This window comes from Mageeibacillus indolicus UPII9-5 (genome assembly GCF_000025225.2).
In the GTDB taxonomy this organism is placed as follows: Bacteria; Bacillota; Clostridia; order Saccharofermentanales; family Fastidiosipilaceae; genus Mageeibacillus; species Mageeibacillus indolicus.
The window spans coordinates 763,555-785,993 of record NC_013895.2 but is presented as its reverse complement, the minus strand read 5'-3'; the positions used below and the strand labels follow the sequence as shown (position 1 = coordinate 785,993).

14 protein-coding genes and 2 tRNA genes are annotated in these 22,439 nt (G+C 41.9%); 7 read left to right on the top strand and 9 right to left on the bottom strand.

All coding sequences use genetic code 11. The annotated features are described in order from the left end of the window. Positions 1 to 54 precede the first annotated feature (54 nt). From HMPREF0868_RS03580 to HMPREF0868_RS03570, 3 genes are read right to left on the bottom strand one after another with little or no spacing between them, the layout of a single operon-like run. A complete protein-coding gene (locus tag HMPREF0868_RS03580; RefSeq protein ID WP_012993335.1) occupies positions 55 to 1,980 on the bottom strand; it encodes a hypothetical protein in 1,926 nt (641 codons plus the stop codon). 43 nt (positions 1,981 to 2,023) lie between these two features. Beyond that, positions 2,024 to 4,207, bottom strand: a complete 2,184-nt coding sequence (locus tag HMPREF0868_RS03575; RefSeq protein ID WP_012993334.1) for a DNA gyrase subunit A — start codon at positions 4,205 to 4,207, stop codon at positions 2,024 to 2,026. 13 nt (positions 4,208 to 4,220) lie between these two features. Beyond that, a complete protein-coding gene (locus HMPREF0868_RS03570) occupies positions 4,221 to 6,209 on the bottom strand; it encodes a DNA gyrase/topoisomerase IV subunit B (RefSeq protein WP_012993333.1) in 1,989 nt (662 codons plus the stop codon). 217 nt (positions 6,210 to 6,426) lie between these two features. Here HMPREF0868_RS03570 and HMPREF0868_RS03560 point away from each other — a divergent pair, with 217 nt between their 5' ends. The 4 genes from HMPREF0868_RS03560 to pip all read left to right on the top strand — a co-directional run bounded on the left by HMPREF0868_RS03560 (position 6,427) and on the right by pip (position 8,587). Then, complete coding sequence (locus HMPREF0868_RS03560) at positions 6,427 to 7,278, top strand: hypothetical protein (protein WP_012993332.1); 852 nt, start codon at positions 6,427 to 6,429, stop codon at positions 7,276 to 7,278. 87 nt (positions 7,279 to 7,365) lie between these two features. Further along, positions 7,366 to 7,439: transfer RNA gene (locus HMPREF0868_RS03555), tRNA-Gly, on the top strand. 26 nt (positions 7,440 to 7,465) lie between these two features. Then, positions 7,466 to 7,542: transfer RNA gene (locus tag HMPREF0868_RS03550), tRNA-Arg, on the top strand. Between the two features lie 118 nt (positions 7,543 to 7,660). Further along, positions 7,661 to 8,587 carry a prolyl aminopeptidase gene (gene pip / locus HMPREF0868_RS03545; RefSeq protein WP_012993331.1) on the top strand — a complete coding sequence of 309 codons (927 nt, stop codon included), beginning with the start codon at positions 7,661 to 7,663 and terminating at the stop codon, positions 8,585 to 8,587. Between the two features lie 79 nt (positions 8,588 to 8,666). On the opposite strand, the gene HMPREF0868_RS03540 is transcribed toward pip, so the two are convergent. The 3 genes from HMPREF0868_RS03540 to HMPREF0868_RS03530 all read right to left on the bottom strand — a co-directional run bounded on the left by HMPREF0868_RS03540 (position 8,667) and on the right by HMPREF0868_RS03530 (position 16,688). Further along, positions 8,667 to 14,282 (bottom strand): S8 family serine peptidase, encoded by a 5,616-nt coding sequence (locus tag HMPREF0868_RS03540; protein WP_012993330.1) that lies wholly within the window; start codon positions 14,280 to 14,282, stop codon positions 8,667 to 8,669. Positions 14,283 to 14,483: 201 nt separating this feature from the next. Then, entirely contained in the window at positions 14,484 to 14,900 is a 417-nt protein-coding gene (locus tag HMPREF0868_RS03535) for a flavodoxin domain-containing protein (protein ID WP_012993329.1), read from the bottom strand. Positions 14,901 to 15,059: 159 nt separating this feature from the next. Then, the gene (locus tag HMPREF0868_RS03530; RefSeq protein ID WP_012993328.1) at positions 15,060 to 16,688 is read right to left on the bottom strand and encodes a M20/M25/M40 family metallo-hydrolase; all 1,629 of its coding nucleotides are present in this window, start codon (positions 16,686 to 16,688) and stop codon (positions 15,060 to 15,062) included. Between the two features lie 291 nt (positions 16,689 to 16,979). On the opposite strand from HMPREF0868_RS03530, the gene HMPREF0868_RS03525 reads away from it, so the two are divergent. The 3 genes from HMPREF0868_RS03525 (at position 16,980) to HMPREF0868_RS03515 (ending at position 20,433) form a co-directional block, all read left to right on the top strand. Further along, entirely contained in the window at positions 16,980 to 17,927 is a 948-nt protein-coding gene (locus tag HMPREF0868_RS03525) for a YitT family protein (RefSeq protein WP_012993327.1), read from the top strand. Next, the gene (locus HMPREF0868_RS03520; protein ID WP_012993326.1) at positions 17,928 to 19,112 is read left to right on the top strand and encodes a serine hydrolase; all 1,185 of its coding nucleotides are present in this window, start codon (positions 17,928 to 17,930) and stop codon (positions 19,110 to 19,112) included. A 115-nt stretch (positions 19,113 to 19,227) separates the two neighbouring features. Further along, positions 19,228 to 20,433 (top strand): dicarboxylate/amino acid:cation symporter, encoded by a 1,206-nt coding sequence (locus tag HMPREF0868_RS03515; protein WP_012993325.1) that lies wholly within the window; start codon positions 19,228 to 19,230, stop codon positions 20,431 to 20,433. A gap of 88 nt (positions 20,434 to 20,521) precedes the next feature. Here the strand turns inward: HMPREF0868_RS03515 and HMPREF0868_RS03510 are convergent, their stop codons facing one another. Genes HMPREF0868_RS03510 through HMPREF0868_RS03500 form a run of 3 tightly spaced genes read right to left on the bottom strand, consistent with a single transcriptional unit; the run spans position 20,522 to position 22,363 of the window. After that, positions 20,522 to 21,385, bottom strand: a complete 864-nt coding sequence (locus HMPREF0868_RS03510) for a DUF4097 family beta strand repeat-containing protein (RefSeq protein WP_012993324.1) — start codon at positions 21,383 to 21,385, stop codon at positions 20,522 to 20,524. Next, positions 21,382 to 22,050, bottom strand: a complete 669-nt coding sequence (locus tag HMPREF0868_RS07900; RefSeq protein WP_012993323.1) for a DUF1700 domain-containing protein — start codon at positions 22,048 to 22,050, stop codon at positions 21,382 to 21,384. Before HMPREF0868_RS07900 ends, HMPREF0868_RS03510 begins: the two co-directional genes overlap by 4 nt. Beyond that, on the bottom strand, positions 22,043 to 22,363 hold the full coding sequence (locus tag HMPREF0868_RS03500) for a PadR family transcriptional regulator (RefSeq protein WP_012993322.1): 321 nt from the start codon (positions 22,361 to 22,363) through the stop codon (positions 22,043 to 22,045). The genes HMPREF0868_RS07900 and HMPREF0868_RS03500 overlap by 8 nt, the downstream gene beginning before the upstream one ends. Between the last annotated feature and the right edge of the window lie 76 nt (positions 22,364 to 22,439).

The window sequence follows — 22,439 nt, the reverse complement described above, 5'->3', positions numbered from 1 at the left end:
CATTATTATAAAACATTCGTTCATCAATTACGCAAAGACTAAGTTAGCGGATACCTAGCGGCGCCTACGCTTGGTTGGGCGTTCGGTGCGAGGCGGATCATACATTTTGGCATGAATTATCCCCTTGTAAGCCGCTTGGCAATCAATCAATTCATCCAACTTATTAAAATACAACTGCAGTGGATTTATATCGACTGAATTAATAAACCACGGATGTTCCGCCGAGGCAGCTAAGAACTGCGAACCGTTTTGAATAAAAGCAAAATAGGAAGAGTTTTTCAGCAATTGCAATTTGGCATCTTCCCAACCAGGCGCGCCGATACCCAAAAAACTGAAAATATGGGTATCGCCGATGACCGGCACCATAGTTTCTCGCCACAAATCCAGATCCTGCTTTAACTCCGTTGAAGACAAATCATCGAACTTTTTTATATCGTAACCGGCAGAGGCAAAAATCCAGCCTTCCGCCTTAAGATTGTCAGCAACCGCCTTAGCCTGACGTTGTTGCAGTTTCAAATTATCTTCTGAAACATCATAAAGCGGTTTCTGCTGTTCAGCCAATTCAGCATTTATCGCACGCATCTGCTTGGTCGTAGTAACATATCCAAAAGTAGGTTTTCGCCCACTTAGTGCAATAATGCCGCGTGCGCCGTCAAAACTGAAATCCGTATTGCTTTTTACGAATCTGTCAACTAAACCGGTAATTTCAGCGTCTTCTTCCACTAACACCGAACCGTCAGGCGCAATGGATTGACTGACTCTACGCCCGTTAACGACAGCCAAATTTTTAAAGCTACCACTCACCATCCGCACATTGTCATAGTTCATCCCGTTAATAGTCAACACCAACGGCTTTTTGCCAGCAGGAAGCAACCAAGGCCGAAACTTTCCATTTTTATCCAACTGCTTCAAAGGGTTAACCAGTACAAAGCCTCGGCTGTGTAATGAAGTTAACACGGCCAAAGCCGACTCTTGCGGCAAAACTTTTTGCATATAAAATTTGCGCAAAGCTGAATTCATCGCCACTTGCGGATGTCTTACCAATGGCAGTAGGTTAACGGCATAAACCGGTCCACTGTACTCAACTAGCTCCGGCAGATTCAGAGCTTGTACTTTACTCTGCAAAGTTTTAAATTTAGCCTCACTAGCAAAAAGAGGACTGAGTTCGGCAATTTTCTTTTTAGCTGTATAATATTGTCCGCTAAGCAAAGCATGTTCCGCCGCAGCGAGGTCATTCTTACGTATTTCAACCAACAGTTTATTAAGTTCACCGTTAAAGAGAGCATGTAAAGCCTTCATATCGGCCCCATTGATTGAACTCAACATCTGCTGAAAAAGTTTTGCTTGGTTGATAAGGTCAGCGCTTTTAACCGCCATCTTGTATTTGCCGCTGAAATCACCCAAAGAAGGAAGGACTTTTAAATATTCTTGCGCTTCCATTCCAACTTCAGGAATCTCACCAAGCAGACGGAAGATTTTCTCGCCTTGCGACGTAGTAATTTTTTCCGCCATAATATCGTTGCAAACCGTAACCATATAGTCATGAATGTACGGCCTGTTATATTCCTTAAAAGCACGCATAAAATTTCGACCGTCATCGTTGATTTTTAAAGGAGTTTCTTTAGCTGAATTTTGCCGCCAAGTCGAAAAGTAAGCTTCCCGCTTAGCTCGAATAGTATCCTCCGCCTTAACGCAATAGCCAGCGTAATTGGATTTCCGTTTTTTGTTGCCCGACAAAGCACCATCTTTCAAATCCACCAACCGATTTTTGGCGGTATCGTAATCTTTGGTTTCCCATGCGGTAATAAACCCTTGATAAACATATTTAGGCTGTAAATTTTGCAACCCGTACCATAAAGTTGTTAAAATAACCGCTGCAAAAATCAGACAAATCATAATCCAAGCAACGAGTCTTCTATAACGTCGCAACGGATGGCCGATATTTTTATCATCTATATGAATATATACGTCTTTACCCATGATTGAACAGGCTCCTACAATATAATTTCCTCATATTAACAGGTCAGCTAATTGTCATTTGGCGATTTTTGACCATGTCTTCCTTTAAATAATAGCCTATAGCCGGCAAATTTTTGGTGCGATAATATGGAGAATCCTGAATACCAGCCGCTTCCGGTGTCGAAAATTTATTGACAACAGAATTACGCTTAGCCGACATAACCTGTACCCCCTGATTATTTCGAGTTACTTTAGCTGGAATTTGCTCGGAGTCAAAGATCAAAACTTTGCTCAGGTTAGAAATGAGGACATATGATTTGTTTTCCGGCGCAAATTCTATACCAACCAAAGGTGATTTATCTGAATAAGCTGCAACCAGTTTACGGCGCTTAGTCTTAGTTTTATAGGCACTGACCGGAACCCTGGCAACTTTTCCGTTGGCAAAAGCGAACATAAAGTCTCCGACATATTCACCTGGTACATGCAAATAAATAACTTTTTCTTCAGGAGCAAAATCAAGCAACCCGGGCAAGTATTCCCCCAATTCGGATGGTTTGCAGTCTTTAATCTCGTGACCAGAAATTTTGTAGACGTTGGCCTGGTCGGTGAAGACCATTATTTCATCCCTATTTCCCGCTTCAATTTCGCTTATTATTTCGTCTTCATCTTTAATTTTTAATTCCCCAGCCGAACGCAAAGAGGTTAAAGGTAATTTTTTCAGATAACCGTGAGCAGTCAAAAAATATTTTAGACGGTAATCTTCAATTAAATCTTCACCGGTAATTTCCGTTATTTCTCCGGCATCAATCAATACAGTTCGCCGATCTTGGCCATATTTTTCTGCCACTTGTTGTAAAGTCCTGATAATCTCAGCATCAAGCAAAGACGTTGAAGCAAGTCGGTTTTGCAATTGCGCAATTTCTTCAGTTAATTCACTGCGATCAGCCGTTCGTTTCAGCAAATATTCGCGGTTTAAATTGCGCAGCTTGATCTCGGCGATGTATTCAGCCTGAACAGCATCTATAGCAAACCCCCGACATAAATTTGGGATGACATCCGTTTCATTTTCTGTTTCACGAATAATACGAATAGCTTTATCAATATCAAGCATAATCGTATTCAGTCCTTCTAGCAAATGTAGTTTGGCCTGCTTTTCCTGCAAATCAAACGCCGTTTCACGGCGCACACAAGTACGACGGAAATTAAGCCATTCACCAATCAATTGTTTAACACCAAGCACCCGCGGACGGCCGTCAATTAAAACATTGAAATTGCAGGCAAAATTAGCTTGTAGTGATGTCTGCTTAAACAATCGATTCATTAACGCTTCCGGCTCTGCAGCACGTTTAAGCTCAATGGTCAATTTTAAGCCGTTAAGGTCAGTTTCATCGCGCACATCGCTTATTTCCTTAGCTTTACCAGCTTTCACAAGCTCAGCCAAATTATCCAGAACAGCCTCAACCGTTGTTGAATACGGGATTTCATAAATTTCAATTAAGCGATTCTTTAGATCTACACGATAACGAGCTCGCAAACGCAAAGTTCCGCGCCCGCTGTCAAACACTTTCGCTAATTCTTCCCGATCGACAATGAACTCTCCTCCCCCCGGGAAATCAGGGCCTTTTATGTATTTTTCAATCACACAGTCTGGATTTTTAATGTAAGCAATTGTGGCAGAACATACTTCGCGCAGATTAAACGGACAAATATTGCTGGCCATACCAACAGCAATACCCTGATTGGCATTGACCAACACGGAAGGGAAAGTTGCCGGAAGCAAAGTAGGTTCTTGCATCGTGGCATCATAGTTTGGGGTAAAAGTAACCACGTCTTTGTCAATCGCTCTAAACAACTCAGTACAAATCTTGTCTAGCTTTACCTCGGTGTAACGTGAAGCAGCAAACTGCATATCGCGAGAATATTGTTTACCGAAATTTCCCTTGGAATCAACATACGGATGCAACAATGAAGCATTGCCGCGCGTAAGTCTGACCATCGTTTCATATATAGCAGCATCGCCGTGCGGATTAAGCTTCATCGTTTGCCCAACGACATTGGCGGATTTCGTCCGACTGCCGCTGAGCAAGCCCATCTTATACATGGTGTACAAAAGCTTACGATGCGATGGCTTAAATCCGTCGATCTCAGGAATAGCACGCGAAACAATAACACTCATCGCATAAGGCATATAATTTTTTTCAAGCGTATCACTTATTTTTTCAACCACAGTGTGTTTAACTTTTTGCATTTTTCGCTCCAACTCAGCCAATATCCAACTGATCCAAATAAAGATGACCGTTATTTTCAATATGTTCTTTACGACCTGTCAGGTTATCACCTAAAAGCAAGTCAAATTTAGCCTGCATTGTGTCTTCACTTTCCGGCATTACCTGAATCAACCGACGGGTTTGCGGATTCATTGTAGTTTCCCACATCATTTCCGGCTCGTTTTCACCCAATCCTTTGGAACGTTGAATATTCAGTCGGTAACCGGCCAGATTTCTAATAATTTCAGCCTTTTCTTTTTCGTTATAAGCAAAGTGAGTAACTTCTTTGCGGCCCTTGGTCGCCACAATTTCAAAAAGCGGAGATTCAGCGATGTAAACTCTACCCTCGGCTAACAGTGTAGGAAGTAGACGATAAAACATGGTTAAAATTAGGGTACGGATTTGATAACCATCAACATCGGCATCAGTACAAATTATAATTTTATCCCAGCGTAAAGCATTCAAGTCAAAAGCCGTAAGTTCCTTATTCTGCTTACTTTTTATTTCCACTCCACAGCCGAGCACCTTGATAAGATTAGTTATAATCTCACTTTTAAAAATAGTGGCCAAATCAGCTTTAAGACAGTTAAGTATTTTGCCTCGCACCGCAATAATCGCTTGAAATTCGGCATCGCGGCCTAGTTTACAAGATCCAAGAGCGGAATCGCCCTCAACAATGTAAAGCTCACGCCGATTTAAATCCTTGGTGCGACAGTCAACAAATTTTTTGATGCGGTTGGTAATATCTACCGAACCCATTAATTTTTTCTTTATTGAGAGACGTTGTTTCTCAGCATTTTCGCGGCTTCGTTTGTTTATAAGTACTTGCTCCAGAACGCGTTCAGCCTCTTCGCGCCGTTCAATAAACCAAATTTCCAAATTACTGCGCAGTTGTTCTGTCAAAAAATCTTGAATAAACTTGTTATTTATCGCTTTTTTAGTTTGGTTTTCATAACTTGTCGAAGTCGAAAAAGAACTAATGATGATCAAAAGGCTGTCCTGAATGTCATTGAAAGTTAGCTTGCTTTCATTAGCTTTATACTTATTCATGTTTTTGGCCTGACGATCGAATTCACCGGTAATAGCACTGCGTACCGCCTTATCTGGAGAACCGCCGTGTTCCAAAAAGCTGGAATTGTGATAGTATTCCATACCGTTAATTTCATTATTGAAAGTCAAGGCTACCGTTGCTTTAACCTTGTACATAGGCTTGTCGGCGCGATCCTGCCCCTGTCCGGAAGCCGTAAAATATATAGGATTTTGCAACATTCCACGGCCGGCATCCAACTCGTTAATATAATCGCGCACACCGTCGGCATAGAAAAACTCATATTTCTCACCAGTTATGTCATCAATAAAATTAAAATGCACGCCATTATTAACCACCGCCTGACGCTTCAATGTTTCGGTGAAATATTCGGTAGGTATAGCAATATCTGTGAACACCTCACGATCTGGCAAAAAGTGCTGTATAGTACCGGTACGTTTAAAACGAGTCGGCTCTTTGCTCAGGCCTCCAACATTCTCACCCTTTTCAAAGTGAAGGCTGTACTTGTATCCATCACGCATAACTTGGACATCAAAATACTCCGAAGCATATTGTGTAGCACAAGCTCCTAATCCGTTCAAACCTAAGCTAAATTCATAATTCTCGCCGTTATTGGTATTGTATTTGCCACCGGCATAAAGCTCACAATAAACCAACTCCCAGTTATATCTATTTTCTTTAGGATTAAAATCAAGCGGTATGCCCCTGCCGAAATCTTCAACCTCTATCGAATTATCAGCATAGCGATGTACATTTATCACGTCACCGTAACCCTCACGCGCTTCATCAATAGAATTGGACAGGATCTCAAAAAATGCATGTTCACAACCTTCCAAGCTGTCGGACCCGAAAATAACTCCGGGACGCAATCTTACCCGTTCAGCTCCCTTAAGAGATGAAATACTTGCATTGTCATACTGTTGCTGTCTTGCCATGCGCGTGCGCCCTACCTTTATCAAAATTTGCTATTTTCATATTATATCAACTTTCATCGCAAAAATAAAAATTACTACGTATAACCGGCGCAAAATGCGAATTGTATCTATATATAAAATATACTTATCTTTTATAGCTTTGATTGTAAAAACATCACTAAAGTGATAGCATATGTACATCTTGTTCGTAGTGTAAACGTACACGGGAGGGGTTGTCATGCATAAAACACCTGATTTAAAAGTCTCGCATCACATCAGTTCTTTTAGATTGTATCCTGCCTACTTTAAGGAAAAAATAGCCTGTCTATTTATGCTCCCGCTAATTTTCGTGACATCTTGCAGCCAAGCATCGGCACCCGAATGCTCTGCCCCCCAAATTCAATCTCTGCATACCGAAGTCGCCCCAGCTGCTATTTCCGACATCCCTAGTGCGGATGAAAATGACGACAGCTCATCCTCTTTTGTCGAGCAAGAAGTTGTTCTACCTGATGCGGATAAATCAGAAGGCTTACCTAAAGATCTTGTTTTCAAAATCCAATTGCCGCGGAATTGGCAGATCAAGCTCGCCGATGACCATGAGTTACTTTCGAGTTCAGTTATTTGCCCGGCTTCTGACGGCAAATATCGTCATGTCATTCTGGATGAAAATGGCAATCTGGCTATAGCTTTTTCTTATCTCAGCTATCAACCGCTTCTGGCCGAAGGCAACAACCCTTTGGCAATATATTCCCAAGTTTCCCAAAATCAACGTTACCGTTATTTGTTGCGAGAGGATGAACAAAAAGATTTTGGCAAAATAGAAAAAATAGTCGCTAATGACTGCATGGAAGTCATCTTGGCTAAGCATTATAATGATACTGACCTGACATCCTTACAAGCAGCAAAAAGTGCTGGAGTTACGCCGTTGCCGCCACAAGTTTTCGTTCTACCCGGAGCATTGGTCCGTTTCATCCCCAAGCACTGCTACCTTGAATTTATGGCTGTTAACAACAAGAGTGGGAAAATGTTAAGGCAAATTGTTAAATCCGTTGAGCCGGATGCAACTGATCGAATGCATTCCCAACATTAATATTAAACTTTCCCATTTGTGCCAGTCACCTCTTGCAAATTTTTTCCTGATCGTGTATTATTTTAGAGCAGTGTTGATTGCCCTCATGCAGGTGTAGTTCAGTGGTAGAACCTCAGCCTTCCAAGCTGATCATGTGGGTTCGATTCCCATCACCTGCTCCACGGCGACTTCGGTCGCCGTTTATTTTGGGTCTATAGCTCAGTTGGATAGAGCAACAGCCTTCTAAGCTGTGGGTCGCAGGTTCGAGTCCTGCTAGGCTCGCCATAACAGTCGTCACCATGGATGGATATCTAGTTCTTCACAAGTGACGGTAAATGGTCGGTGATTTTCACCGGCCATTTCTTTATATCCATGCTTTGTTACAATTCGAAAGGATAATGAAATGCTGAATCTTTTTCCAGAAATTAAACCTTATCACACAGAATATCTTCAAGTTGACCCGATTCACAGGATATTTTTCACGCTCAGCGGTAATCCGGCCGGCCGCCCTGTTATATACGTACATGGGGGGCCTGGGTGCGGCTGTTCCGCAATTGCCCAACGTTTTTTCGATCCGCAATACTATCATATAATAACCGTAGATCAACGTGGATGTGGCCAAAGTACCCCATTTTTGGAAATAAGGAACAACACCACTGCTGATTTAGCTTCTGACATGGAAAAAATACGCCAGTATCTTTCTATTGACAAATGGATAGTCCATGGTGGTTCTTGGGGCACAACTCTTTCCCTTTACTATGCTGAAAATTATCCGGAAGCAGTTGACGCCCTTGTTTTGCGCGGTATTTTCCTTGGGAGAGACGAAGATATTAAATGGTTGTACCAAGGCGGAGCAGGCCAGTTTTTCCCGGAAGCTTATTCCGCCTTCACATCCCTTTTACCGGCAAATTGTTCTGACAATATTGCTTATTATTACCAAAAGCTTACCAATGGCAATGACGAAGATTTAATGAAATACGGTAAAGCTTTCAGCACATTTGAAAACTCGGTCACCACCTTAAAGCCGAAAGCAATAAATTCAGACATTACGCCACTTGATTTAGCCATGGCACGCATGGAATGCCACTATTTTGTTAACCATTGCTTCATGCCAGAAAATTATATTCTGAATAATGTGCATCGTATCGCTTCTATACCCACCTTTATCGTGCACGGTCGGTACGACGTTGACTGTAGGCCGGAAGGAGCCTATCTACTTGCTCAAAAACTGCCGTCAGCAAAACTCGTCTTCACCATAAGCGGTCACAGTTCCATGGAACCGGAAATAATCGATCAATTAATTCGTATACAAAAAGAAATGCAGCGGTAAATTATACTGCTGCATTTCTCAAAGCCATATGTCAGGCCGATTTTCGCCCAACCACATACTGCTATCTATTCTAACTGTTTTAAGATCTTTCTCTTCTGATCTGCTGCAATTTCCTTATTATCAGATCAACCATCAAGGCAACGCCCAGGATAATTAGCATTATCGGAGCAACACTTTTTTCGCCTTTTTCGCCTGTCTTAGGTAAAGCCCCTGCACGGGTATTAAGTTGTCTGCCTTTCTCTCTATCTTTTAAGGATGCGTTTGAAAGAAAGAATTTTTGATATAGGTCAAACTCCGAGGTAGAATGTGAACTAGGTTGCTGATCTTCTTGGTCCGGTTTGGGCTGCGGATTAGGGTTAGGATTAGGTTGCGGTTCTGGTTGCGGCTGCGGTTCTGGTTTCGGTTGGGGTTCTGGTTTCGGCTGGGGTTCTGGTTTCGGCTGCGGCATATCACCCGCCGCAACGGCATAGACGCTTAAATGTTCTACCTTCATACTAATCAGATCATTATCAACTTTTTGTTCCGGTTTGATCGGATATCCATTCGGAGATAAATAATAGGCAGCCGCATTGGCCTCTTGGTAAAATCGCGGTATTTCAACCTGCCAAACCTCATTTTCAGGCACAGGAACAACTTTACCTTGCTCATCGACAATATGGATCTCATATATCTTACGTTTAACTGGTAACTTATCATACGCCGCTTGCACAGCGGAAGGCACTTGATTCAGTTCTTCCGCCACGAGCTTAATTTTAAGCCCAGATAGTGCCGAATTTTCCGGCAAAATCACCTTTACACCGAGTGAGGTATTTTCCATAATTGTCGCCTTATTTTCTTTAGGTTCAACATTGCCGTATTTAAAAGCAATTGAGCTTTTAGTTCGGCTTACCCTGACGATCTGCGACTTTGGTGTAGCAAATATATTAGGCGTAGCTGAAGTGTCCGGTATGACTTTATAAATTCCGTAAGGAACATCTGAAGCTACCGGTGTATATGGAGGATAATAAGATGGTGCAGAGAGTTCAAAAGTCATATCTTTCTGCTCCGGTTTGTCCAAACGATGGAAAAGATACTTATACGGTTTAGCCGAACTCTTCTCAAATGTATTGTGTAAATTCCACTCAAAGCCCCAATCCGGATTCAAAACCACACTACCTTTTTTGTTACTTGCTGCAAATGACATCCAGTTAAAAACAACTTTGGCTATTTTGCTTTCAGGCTTAAGTATGACCTTTTCTTCGGATTGCTCAGTATAAAACTTTTGTGGCGTATACCGTGGTTTAATCAGCCAAGTACCATATGGTAACTTATGTAAATCGACAAATTTTTCACCATTCGTATTTATAGCTACATAATCAGCTAAAGGAGACGAGGCCGGTTTAGTGTCGATATTTTCACTGACCTCTATTTTGCCAAAATCATGCTCAGTTTCAGCATAAATTCTAAGATCTGGTTTAGCGATTTCACTGCGTAAATCAACCCTTATTACATCTGGAACGGCAAAAAATCCTTTGGGCAATTGAGGATAGACATCGTATTCTCCTTGTGGTAAAGCACTTAAATCTGTAAATACATGGCCGGCAAATTTATTTTTTCCTTTGTCTCCGACAACAACCGCTTTATAGCTTATTTTTTCCATCGGAAGTTTTCCACTTAAAACTTCAACCTGCGGCTCAATTCCCAGTACCTTAGGCCCGATCAAAGTAAATGGTAAACTGCCATTAATAACGCTCAAAGTACCGTCACCGGCCACCTCTATATCCACCTTTTCCGGTAGCATACGCCAGCCTGCCGGAACGCGACGAGCTGTAAGCTGCCATTTACCGGCAGCAAGCATAAAATTCGCAGTGTTTGCGTTACCCGCACTGCTGAAAGAAGTTTTTACTTCAGCTTCTTCAACTACCCCGTCAGTGCCGACAGCCGTAATTATCGGTCGCTCAGCATTCGGCATACGGCCATTATCAGTTGATACATCTACAGGAATATCTATTTTAACAGTAGGAACTTCACGCACCTGAAAGTTAAGCACCGCATGTTTGGCGGTCGGAGTCAAGGTGAAATTTTCGACCTTGTTTACCGCAACAAAATTGCTTATTTTAAGCTTTATTTCTGCCGTATATTTACCATATGGCAAAGCAGCTGTATCCATCTGGCGTTGCCCCAAAGAATCTTTGACAATTATTTCATATTCATCAGAAGATAGAGGATCAACACTTTCGCCGGGTTTTAATGGCTTGACAGTAGTAATTACTTGTAAACTACCAGTGTCATTTCCGGCCAAAAGGCGTTTAACGGCAACGAATGTTTCATTACCGGCAAAATCTTGCAAACGCAAATAAGTGCTGGCAAGTTTGTCTTGCGATGAGCTCAACTCCAGTTTATTGCCACTTACCTTAGGAATAGTAACTTGCAGCAGCTTGCCGTCAACATCATACGTTTCCGCTCTTACCGTTTTAATACCGCTGCCACTTTCGACAAACTCAGCGGCAAATCCATTTGAGGTAAGAGTCGGTTTCACTATCTCCGGCTTGTTTCGATCAACAACTATCGGGAAGGTATACTTTTGCGGTTTAGCAGCCTCAGCCGCTCCTCTGACCGTAAAAGTGTAGTTGTACTTGCCATCAGGCAATTCTTCACCATATCTTCCCTTGCCATACCATTTATATCGCTCTGCCTCCGTATAAAAGTCGGCATCAGTCCCATCTGATGTTGAAGCCATGTTTTTGCGGCCTACGTTGGCCGAATTAGAGTCAGCTTTACCGCTGTAACCATCTTTACCCTCAAAAACAACTTTACCCTTCTCATCTGTAATTTCAACTTTGTCTTCACAATAGGCAAGCAAAAATACGCCGCGCAATTCAGCATAATCCTGGCAGCCGTCACCATTAGGGGAAATAGCAATTTTAGATTTATCAAAGACGCGTACCTTATTAGGTACAGTCGTAGTTTCACCCAATACTACCTTTTTACCGTTTAATTCACTCACGAGAGCAGTAAAAGCGTTTTTGTCCTTTGCTTGATTAAGCTTATAATATTTCGGCGTATAGGCTGAGTTTTCGCTAAGATCCTCATATTCATATATTGGTCGTTCTAGCACAGGCAAATCTATGAATCCGCCGCCGGCATTTCTCGCGCCTGACCTGAAACCTATATACGGCAAACCTATATCACCCTGTTCCGGTTGCAAAGATTTAATACGTACAAAGCCTTCAACAAAATATCCGTTGATAAATTGTTTGGCCAGTTCAGATTCCAGAGAACTGATATCAATAGGAATGGTGAACTTATATTCTGATTTAGGCGCGACAACAATTGTTGCATCATTGTGATAATCGGGGACTATACGTCTGCTGCTTTCCGGTATAATCATTTGCGGATGGGCGGGATTAAGACTATCTGTTTGGACGGTCACCTGAGCAATATTAAATTTCAAACTTTTTGTTTTACTGCAGTTATGAATTACCAGCGGCAGATTAAATATTGGAGAGGCCATATTACCTAAGTTCAACTTACTCTCTCCGATCTCAGAAGTAACATAAGCATATCCGGTAAGAACACCTTCTTTATTCAGTAAACCAGCTCCTTGCTTGCGCGGCGATACAAATAAATTGTTTTTACGGTCAACCTGCGGAGTCGCCGTACTCATCAGCATGTTTTTGGCAAATCTATAATATGAGGCATTGTCTACGGCGACAGAATTTTTTCCTTCTGCAACTGAGTTTTGCAGCTGAGTAGCACCGGTTTTTTGTACATCCAAGCTAAGATCATTATCTTTAAGCATGCGTTCTCTTAACAAAGCTGCAACCCCAGCGACTTGAGGAGCAGCCATAGATGTACCAGATTTATCGCCATACGTATTGCCTGGCTGCGCTGCCTGCACATGCCCTCCCACAGCGGTAAGCTCAGGTTTCAGATCAAATTCCGGGGTCGGTCCCCAACTAGAAAAATAAGACATTTTCCCGCCGTTGGTTAATTTAAAAGCAGCCTGGTTCTTATTTAATAAAATTGAACCACCGTTTTTCCGCAACACAAGTCCGTCGTCCTTACGTAAAAATATTGCCGGAATAGCCGGATTATTAATCCCCATGTTTACCCATTCACCTGAAGATTCATTGTCATAAATCACGGCCAATTCTGCACCTAAAGTGGCTACTGCAGCAACTTTTTCATCGAATTTAATTTTTCCCCGTTTAATTAAAGCAGCCTTACCTGCCAAAGACTTGGCCGGTAAATCCTTCAAGTCATCTTTAGTAGCTTCACCGACATCATACAATGGTAATGATTTGCCATACACATCAATCAACGAACGTGAAGAACTCGGATAATACGGTATTTTGGCCGCACCGGAATTAAGGTACGGCAGCATGACCGTCGAATTGTCCAAAGATGCTACAGCAATAACATCAGGCGTCAAGGCCGGGGACGAAATCGTACCATAATTAGGGTTGTCAGCTTGTGGCGGTATTAAATCGGCATCAGCATAATTTGAATTTCCTGCAGAAACCGTAACCATCACACCCATTTTTTTAGCTGTTGCAATTGCCTGCAAGATTTCAGCAGCCGCATGTTTAAGAGTCGCTGCCGGAACTCCAAAGCTCATATTTATACTATCAGCTCCAAGTAAAATGCTGTCTTCAATCGCTTTAGCATATACTGACGGGGCGGCGTAATCCGATTCACCGGCCAAGACTCGCATCGCGAATATCTGGGCCCCCGGTGCCTGTCCCGGAAATTTTCCTCCGGCAGAAGCTGCTGCTATGGCCGCTACATGTGTTCCATGTGAATTTCCGCTCTCTTTTACATCGAATGTATTGTTAGCATAATTATATCCATATGGAAATTTGTTATTCAGCCAACCACCGCGGATGAGCGTAGTCCCCGCAGCAGAATTTATCTCATTTATTCGTCTTATAATACTTTCACGGTCAACATATTTAGCACCCGTTAAATCAGGCATTGCAAAATCAGGGTGATCAATATCAAAACCTGTGTCTAAAACAGCAACGACTCGGCCCGTGCCGTTTAATTTCGGTAAAAAAGCAATATCAGCCGCCCGATCGCTAAAGATCGATTTACGCGAGTTACGTGACATAGCCCCGTATAATATTGAACTGTTGCCTATATCACCAAGATTTATCGGGGAATAATTTTGCCTGATCATTGTTTTTGCCGGGAAGCCATGGGCTGTTGTAAGCATAGGGAAATCAGGTTCGATACGCTCCAACTCTTTATTTTTGCTTATACTTTTTATTTCTTTCAATGTCAATTCAGTTGCGACCATAGGGTTGGTGAGGGCGGCTTTGCGAATTTTTACCGGCTCTCGGCCAATTTGTTTAGCAATTTTTGCCATGAATTCATCAATACGCTGGTACCTACGGCCAAGTAGATGAATAAAATCAAGTTGGGTACCTGCCGCTTCCGTTTCGTTATGCAAAGCTATTGTTATCGGAATAGCACCGCCAAAGTTGTTAAGATCTTCTTTAGATTTTATGATGCCGCAGCCTCTTAGCCGGCATATAAACGTGTCCAGCATGTGTTCCGTTGCCTCGGCAGCCACAGTCGACTTCGGCATGTTTGGCCAGACGGCACCTGCACTATCATAATCGGCCTTGACATTCGCTGGCCACTCTGTACACAGGGTCAGCATGCATAATGCTGTCAATATCGCTGACCCTTTCATCAAAATTCTCTTCATTCCGTACCATCCTTTTGTAAATATAATACAATGGATTGTAGGTTTGCTTGAGCTAACTGTCAACATTTAGTTATTTTGAATTGTATAAAAAACGGAGAAGAAAATCTTCTCCGTTTTTGTTATCATCAGCATAAGTTATAAAGTCAGGCCGAACATCACATATTCAATATTTAAAAACCAGCCATGCGGCCATGACGCAGCTTACAAGACGGAAGCAGCTTTTTCTTTGAGCTCTTCGCCAGCCTCATCGTCCAGAGCTTCCAAATGGGTGTACACGCCAACTACCTTGATCCCGTCCGCCTTAGCAGTATCGGCAAAAGTTTCCATATATTCGCCGCCACCCCAGCCGAAAGAACCAAACAGGAAGAGTTTTTTTCCTTTCAACGCTGTCAGATTATCATCATAAAACGGTTTGAATTCAGTGTCGTCAACCTCTTCTGTACCTTGAGCGGGCGAACCTAAAGCAACGATGTCCAACCCATCCAAATCACCGGCATCAGCCTCCGAAAAAGGTTTTTTAACGACCTCAACCCCTTTGGCTTCCCATGCACTGGCTAACGTATCAGCCATATTCTCAGTATTACCAGATGTAGTAAAGTAAAAAATGCCTGCTTTCATATTAACCTCCTAAAATAAAATATAAAATTTATAGTATATAAGATAGTTAGAGCACAAAGTAACTCGCAACTAGCGTACATCCGTTGTCATCTACTTATCAGCTCCATCATTTCAACTATATAGTACAATCATTCACCCTAACAATCAAGGCGACGCAAGTCAGTTTTCACGTAACACCGATTCATAATGATGTAGCAAGAAGAGTAAAAACTCCGGTACCGTAGTATGTAAATCCGGCGCATAAACTCGTTCCGTATATTTGTGAAGATCTTTGCCTCGCGGTCCTAAATTAACGCCCGGTATATTCAATTGTGCCAAAACTTTAAAATTAAGCTGATACAATTCGGGGGAAACGGCCAAGCTATCCTGTACAGCCATATATTCTCCCACATCCTTTTCCAACGCACAGTAGCTCAAATCACAAATTCCCATAAAGTGCTCTTCTATCTGAAGTTCGCATGCATACTTATTCAGCAAAAATGCTTCATATAATTCCATAAATTTTACAATGTCCAATTCCGTATCCTTTAAGTTGCGACAATTCATTGCCGGGTAATACGGCGGTGCCAAAGCAATTACGATGAACGCTTCTTTATGTCCATAAAACTCAAGCAGTTTTCGAATATTACCAATGGTCAAATTTTGGAAATCAACCCCACGGCGAAAATCAGCTGCCTCCTCCTCTCTAAACTTAACGTCAAAAGCGTCAAATCCCGGCAAAGCTGCACATTTTTCTCGCAATTCTCGATAAGTTATCACTTGTGGCTTGGCAATATCGTGCGCCACACCATATATTTCCTGCAATTGCAAAAACTCAGGAAAAAACTCATCAACAGCCGCCCGCGCCAGTTTTATTATCTTAGCCATAATCTCATTCGGTGAAGTGTTCAAATGCAAAACGCTAAAATATCCAGCCGCCTGCAAAGCCGTAGATACGTCGTAACTCTGTTTGAGATCACGTGCCATAAGCCAAGAAGGAACCGGAGTCATTTCTGATTTAGTAAATTCAGCCAATTCAGGATTTAAATCAATTTTTTGTATAACGTGATTAAGTAAAGTAATCGCATTGATACCTTTAGTCGGCTCCTTTATATGCGAGATGATGCCTTGAGCCACAATCACCGGCATTAGTTTGCCTACCGTGCCTACTGATAATTTCTTGGTAGCGGGAAGATCTGTTTCAAACGGTTCCGAATCAATCGCAATTAAATAGCGCAGCTTAAAGCGGTCACGCAAATTGGCTAAAAGCTCCACCGCCGAACGCATACCTTGTGAATATACTTCCTCATCCCCGACTGACAAAAATAATAGACCTACTTTTGGTGACAGTTCACCAGCATAAATTTCACTGACAGCCAAATGAACAGCCAAGGCAGCTTTCATGTCACACGCTCCCCGCCCGAAAATCCAGTCGTCCGACTTGACGTCCGCCGCCGCATCAGAAGAAATGCCAAGCTCTTGCAAATGTTTTTTCAAGGCAAGATTGTCAAAAGCTATGTCCTTGAGCTTACCATAGTCTTCGATATCAACCGTATCATGATGATGAAAGATAATGATCGTTTCAGGACTGTCCCCTTTAACCAAGGCCCAGTTAACCCGGCGTTTTAAGAAATCACCTTTTATCTCCCATTTGCCGAATCTGTCTTTATGCTCTTGCCAATACGGAATTTCGGATATGTATTTATCAATATAATCTTCAATATTACGCTCATTTTCAGTATTGCTTATGCTTTTGACGGCCATAACTTCGCCAAAAATTTTATCTATACGTTCTCTTAACCCTTGCATAACTATTCTCCTAAAATTTAATAAACAGCCATCTCATACATGTACACATATCAGAGATTGCTAAAATCTGACACATATCCGTCGAAATATATCAAGATATACACCGAAACGCATATTTCCACCACCTACGCCTGCGATATAAGTTAGCACAGTTAAACAGCTTGAACAAGCATTAGACGACATATATTATATAAAATAGTGGGTTGCCCAAGCTTATAATCGCTAGTCTCAGCAAAAAACGGGCATGGAATGGACCTGAAGGAACCGGTTACGGTAATATTAGGAGGAATTATGGTAAATTTTCTTACAAAAATTAAACAACATAAGCTGTTTCCCTATGGCAGATCACTCATTTTTATGTTGATCGGAGCCTTCTTATGTGCTGTCGGCATTGATATGTTTTACCTGCCGTTTAAATTTACCATGGGCGGATTGAGCGGAATTGCAGCAATTATCTACTACATCACCGGGGATGCCGTACCGTTCGGTACCCTGACATTTATACTGAATTTGCCCCTACTTTTGTTGGGATTAAAATTTGTCAATCTCAAATTTGTCATTAAAAGTTTGATCGGCATATTTTTCTTTTCCGGGGTAATTGATTTGCTGGCTGGTACAATCGATCATTGGTTCCAAAGCATATACCGCCCCATAAACGGGCAACTGCCGGATCTCTTTATTTTTGCTGTTATCGGAGGCATCATCTTCGGCATCGGCTTAGGATTATTTTTCCTCGCCGGCTACACCACCGGAGGCACCGATATTTTAGCAGTCATTATCAATCGAATCTTTCCTTTTATCAGCATAGGCCGAGCAATTTTGCTTATTGATATAGTGATTGTAAGTGCCACATTGATTATTCCACCGGTTCCCGGCGCACCTTCCCCCTTCTTGCTTGCCATGTACTCTTTTGTATCTTTATATATATCAACCAAAGCTATAGATATTTGTATCAGCGGTTGGAATTTCAGTCGTTCCGCTTTTATAATCTCAGATCACGCTCAACCGATTGCCGAAGCTATTTTAAGCAAATTAGAGCGCGGGGTCACAGGCTTTACTGGGCAAGGTATGTTTACCAACAACGGAAAAACAATACTTTTTTGTGTTTTGCCCAATCGACAAATAAAGCCTTTACGTGATATCGTAGCAGCTATAGATCCGGGAGCTTTTATCGTTGTCGAAGAAGCCCGTGAAGTATACGGACAAGGTTTCACCGGTAATAATGAGGAGCTGTTCTAATTGTCCAAGCAAACATTTCACTACAAAAATGTTTATACTGAGCGAACAAAGTTTCGGCTGCTGTACGTAGCTGTGGCCTTGGTCTGCGCGATTGTTGCCGCCATACTTATTTGGCAAAGAAAAGACTTCCAATCCGTTTTTTCGGCTGACAAGGCACACGTTCCGACAAAGCAAATTAACGTTGCCACAGCCGGTTCAAAGCCGCCTGCCGACTTGGCCGCCAATTTATCTGACGACATATCCTCTGACTTTAAGCTACCTGACTGGTCAAAGCCCGATCAAAGCAAGCCCGCTCAAAAATTTGCTTCGGAGTACGAAAATTATCCTTACTCAAGCCAAGCAGGGCTGCCGAGCGTTCCCGCGCCCGTCGTTCAAAATTCAACCACTGACGAAATAACTTATTCCGCTGCCACTATAGCGCCTTTAGCTAAAGAAATTAAGACGTTGTCTAATAAATATAATATAAATTTAAACAACTTAAGCTTGGTATGGCAAAGTGTCAGCGATCAAAAGCTTAGTTTACAAATCAATCCGGATTATGCCCGTACAGCCGCCAGCACAATAAAACTTCCCTTAGCTTTAATCTTGCTTGATCAAATTGCCGAAGGAGAATTCAGTCTTCAAACCGTGCTGACATATGAATCTGATGACTATGAAGGAGGCAGCGGCACGTTGCAATATTCGCCTATAGGAGGCCATTACAGCCTGAAGCAGCTTTTAGACTTTCTTATTGTTGAAAGCGATAATGTGGCGGCCCGCATGCTGATGCGTTGGCTGCACACCTACACCGGACATCAAGCCATGCCCCTTATCCAGCACACTTACGGTCTGCCTGACAACATAGGGGTTAATATGGCTACAGCCGCCGCCATGAGCAAAGTCATGTTACAACTGATTACCAATCCGAAGCATAATAAGTACTACGATCTGTTGCGTGACCGAATGAACAGTCGCCAAGCAGTAACCTTCATAGGCCGTCTTTATCCTGACAATTTCGAATTCTGCCACAAATACGGCTACTATAACTCCACTTATTCCGAAGTAGCATATATCGGTGCCAAAAATCCATTTATTATGAGTGTTTATCTCCAAGCAGGGAATTCGGATGAAAAAAACATCACCGATTTTTTAGCAGATCTGGGCAATATTTGCTTAAATTATGCAATATCACTTAAAGCTTCTTGAAATTAGTCAATTTTTATAGCATATTATTATATAGGAAGTCGTAAATTAGGTATTTTTAGGGCTACATTTGAATTTCAAGGTATAATTCAAAAAATCAAAATTTCCGGAGGGACTTATGTTCAAAAAACTTTTTGAAAAATTAATTTTTCAACTTATTATTGCCATCATTTTAGGCGTATTACTGGGCAAATTAGCCAATGCTCCGGTGATAAGCGTGGTCAATGCCGTCAAAGGTATTCTCAGTCAGCTGATTAACTTTTGCGTACCTTTGATCATTCTCGGGTTTGTTACCCCCGCTATTATTTCTCTCAAAGAAAATGCCGGTAAGGTACTGACCTTAACCCTGATTATCTGCTACCTTTCCTCGATCGGCGCCGCTTTCTTATCGACTTTTGCCGGCTATTCGATCATACCGCATTTGAATATTATTTCCGACCTTAGTAACACTACCGCCCTGCCCCCGGCAGTGTTCAAACTGGACATCAACCCGATCATACCGGTAATCACGGCTCTAGTCTCCTCGATCATGTTCGGCATTGCCGCACTGAAAACCGAAGCACCGGCTTTTAGCAAATTTTTCCGTGAATTAAATCAGATTGTCCTTTTCATAGTCGAAAAATTCGTTGTGCGCATTTTGCCTATTTTCATTTTAAGTACATTTGCGACATTAACCTACGAGGGCAATATTATTAATAATTTCCCCGTCTTTATAAAAGTCATCATTATAGTCATGATCGGTCACTTTATTTGGATGACCTTTATGTACAGCTTGGCCGGTGGTATTTCACGTACCAACCCACTCAAGGTAGTGAGAAATTATTTTCCAGCCTATATGACCGCCGTCGGTACGATGAGCTCAGCAGCCACTTTGTCGGTAGCCCTGCAATGTGCAAGCAAAGCCCCTACGTTGGATCCAAAAATACGCGACTTCGCTATTCCGCTCTGCTCCAACACCCACCTTTGCGGTTCAGTACTGACAGAAACTTTTTTTGTTATGACAGTATCGAAAATTCTCTACGGACAAATGCCTTCTCTGGTTTCAATGGTCACTTTCTGCCTCTTACTTGGCATTTTCGCGGTAGCTGCCCCAGGCGTTCCCGGCGGGACAGTCGTTGCTTCACTAGGCTTAATAACCTCAGTTTTAGGGTTTGATGACGCCGGCACCGCTCTCATGCTGTCAATTTTTGCCTTACAGGATAGCTTTGGGACCGCCTGCAACGTAACAACCGACGGCGCTATTGCTCTTATGGTTACTGGATTTATGAAGAAAGTTCCGGGACAGAACGGAAATCCTCCGCTCAAAATTACGCCGGAAGCTTAGGCTAAGAATTAAGCTAGACTAAGGCTAAGGCTAAGGTTGGAGTCGTTATTGAATAAGAACACGAGATCTCACTTAACTGGAGCTGCCATTAATTTGGCTGCTCCGGTTTTTTATAGACGGCTTCAACATTTATACTACCCAAATTCGCGCTCAATTTAATCCGTACCATTTTCCCTTTCGACGAAAACATGTCTTCGACTTTTCCCTCACCCTTCGACGAATCAACCGCTGCAGCGGCAGAACCTGTATTTTCAGTAGTTGCGTTTATAAACGCTTTGTCGACATAAATTTTCCCCAAATCAGCGTTACTCTTTATATCATAAACTTTATCAACCGCCCGAACCATGCTTCCAGAAATTTTACCCAAGTTTACATCCACATCCATGGAATCATTAACCTCTAAATTTTTAAAAGTTATCTCACCCATAGCGGCAGAAGCGATTAAACAATTAGTTTTAATATTATTAATCATTAATTTGCCTAAATCCACATGCAAATCAATTTTGTCCAAATAGCCTTGCGGTATTTCCAAAATGAGCATACTGCCCTTCCTACGCCTATGGTAAAACGGTCTAATATGTGTTTCATCAGTAACTTCAGACACTTCCAACATTTTCCCAGTTAATTTATAGTGTAAAAAATCTTTTTTACCATCATATGTCAAGCGAAATTTCGCATCAGCAGAAGGCCTGAGCTCAACTGTGGAGAAATCAGAATCTATCTTCAATTCAGAATATGGCTCTAACTCAGTTGTAAACGGCTCCACTACTCCAACTGTCATTTCAAACTGTTTCTTGTCAGGTCCAATATTTATATCCAATATTCTAGGGATATAAATATTACGAAGCAAAGTAAGACCCCCGTTAAAAATACCGATAAAGGCTAAGGTCAAACCGCAAGCCACCAAAATCGAGGCTATAACCGCAACATTTAATTTTTTCAATCGGTTCATAGTATTTTTCTCCTCACTTTACTCATAAAATTAATACAAAATCTTTTTAACCTATATACTGACCAACGACAAAATTTAAACAGTAAATTAACCAGTAAAATCGCCAAGCCTAAACCGCAAAGACCCAAGCCTACAATTAGAAGTATTTCCGGAACAGTAGCACTGCCGATCGACAGTAAGCCATACCAAAAGAGCTTACCAGTTACGGCAAATAATGCTACACCAAGACTAAGTAAAAGCAGAAAAAAAGTAAAGAAAAGAATGACCGCTACCAACAATATACTAAAAAACATAATCACCACCGGGATACCTACAGGTGCAGCCATTATGCAAAGAAGGGCTATCAAAATCCATTTTAATTTTTTGTTTTTCTTCAAATTTTTGGTGGAGTAATTTGCTTCCCCAGCCATATTATGGTTAATGGTTTGCTCATTGCTTTGCTCATTGCTTTGCTCATGGGCGTCAAGGTCTTCCTTGAGCAACTTGCTCAAAATGTCCCAAGCTGCATCGCGCGGCTCACCCAACTCTCTAATCCGCTCAGCCTCCCCTTCCGGGCCAACCGCATCAAAACCCTCCTCAAAATAGTTGAGCGCGTCCTGATAGTCATCCGCCGGGAGTTTCCTTAAATATTTGGCTAATTCAGCCATATATTCTTGCCTATTCATCTTTTTTACCCTCCATTATTACAATATTCAGCAAATCTCGATAATTTATCCATTCATCACGCAAAAATTTCAATCTTGCTTCGCCGGATGTCGTCAAATGATAATATTTACGGCGCCTTCCTTGAATTTCTTTTTCATAGGTTGACAAAAAGCCGCCGCCCTCCAAACGTTTCAAAATAGGATAAAGCGTAGATTCGTTAATATTGGCCACTCGTTTCACGGGACGGCTGATATCATAGCCATAAGAGTCTTCCTTTTGCAAAACGGCCAAAATCATACATTCAATCAGTTGGGCTGAAACACTATAATACAAGCACAAGCCTCCTTATATATATTTTTTATGCATGCATTTTTTATGTATAGAATTTTTATATATAAAATTCATTTAT

What these genes read in the sequence shown, in the direction of transcription:
- HMPREF0868_RS03580 (WP_012993335.1), bottom strand. Translation starts at nt 1,980, where the DNA reads ATGGGTAAAGACGTATATATTCATATAGATGATAAAAATATCGGCCAT.
- HMPREF0868_RS03575 (WP_012993334.1), bottom strand. Translation starts at nt 4,207, where the DNA reads ATGCAAAAAGTTAAACACACTGTGGTTGAAAAAATAAGTGATACGCTT.
- HMPREF0868_RS03570 (WP_012993333.1), bottom strand. Translation starts at nt 6,209, where the DNA reads ATGGCAAGACAGCAACAGTATGACAATGCAAGTATTTCATCTCTTAAG.
- HMPREF0868_RS03560 (WP_012993332.1), top strand. Translation starts at nt 6,427, where the DNA reads ATGCATAAAACACCTGATTTAAAAGTCTCGCATCACATCAGTTCTTTT.
- pip (WP_012993331.1), top strand. Translation starts at nt 7,661, where the DNA reads ATGCTGAATCTTTTTCCAGAAATTAAACCTTATCACACAGAATATCTT.
- HMPREF0868_RS03540 (WP_012993330.1), bottom strand. Translation starts at nt 14,282, where the DNA reads ATGAAGAGAATTTTGATGAAAGGGTCAGCGATATTGACAGCATTATGC.
- HMPREF0868_RS03535 (WP_012993329.1), bottom strand. Translation starts at nt 14,900, where the DNA reads ATGAAAGCAGGCATTTTTTACTTTACTACATCTGGTAATACTGAGAAT.
- HMPREF0868_RS03530 (WP_012993328.1), bottom strand. Translation starts at nt 16,688, where the DNA reads ATGCAAGGGTTAAGAGAACGTATAGATAAAATTTTTGGCGAAGTTATG.
- HMPREF0868_RS03525 (WP_012993327.1), top strand. Translation starts at nt 16,980, where the DNA reads ATGGTAAATTTTCTTACAAAAATTAAACAACATAAGCTGTTTCCCTAT.
- HMPREF0868_RS03515 (WP_012993325.1), top strand. Translation starts at nt 19,228, where the DNA reads ATGTTCAAAAAACTTTTTGAAAAATTAATTTTTCAACTTATTATTGCC.
- HMPREF0868_RS03510 (WP_012993324.1), bottom strand. Translation starts at nt 21,385, where the DNA reads ATGAACCGATTGAAAAAATTAAATGTTGCGGTTATAGCCTCGATTTTG.
- HMPREF0868_RS07900 (WP_012993323.1), bottom strand. Translation starts at nt 22,050, where the DNA reads ATGAATAGGCAAGAATATATGGCTGAATTAGCCAAATATTTAAGGAAA.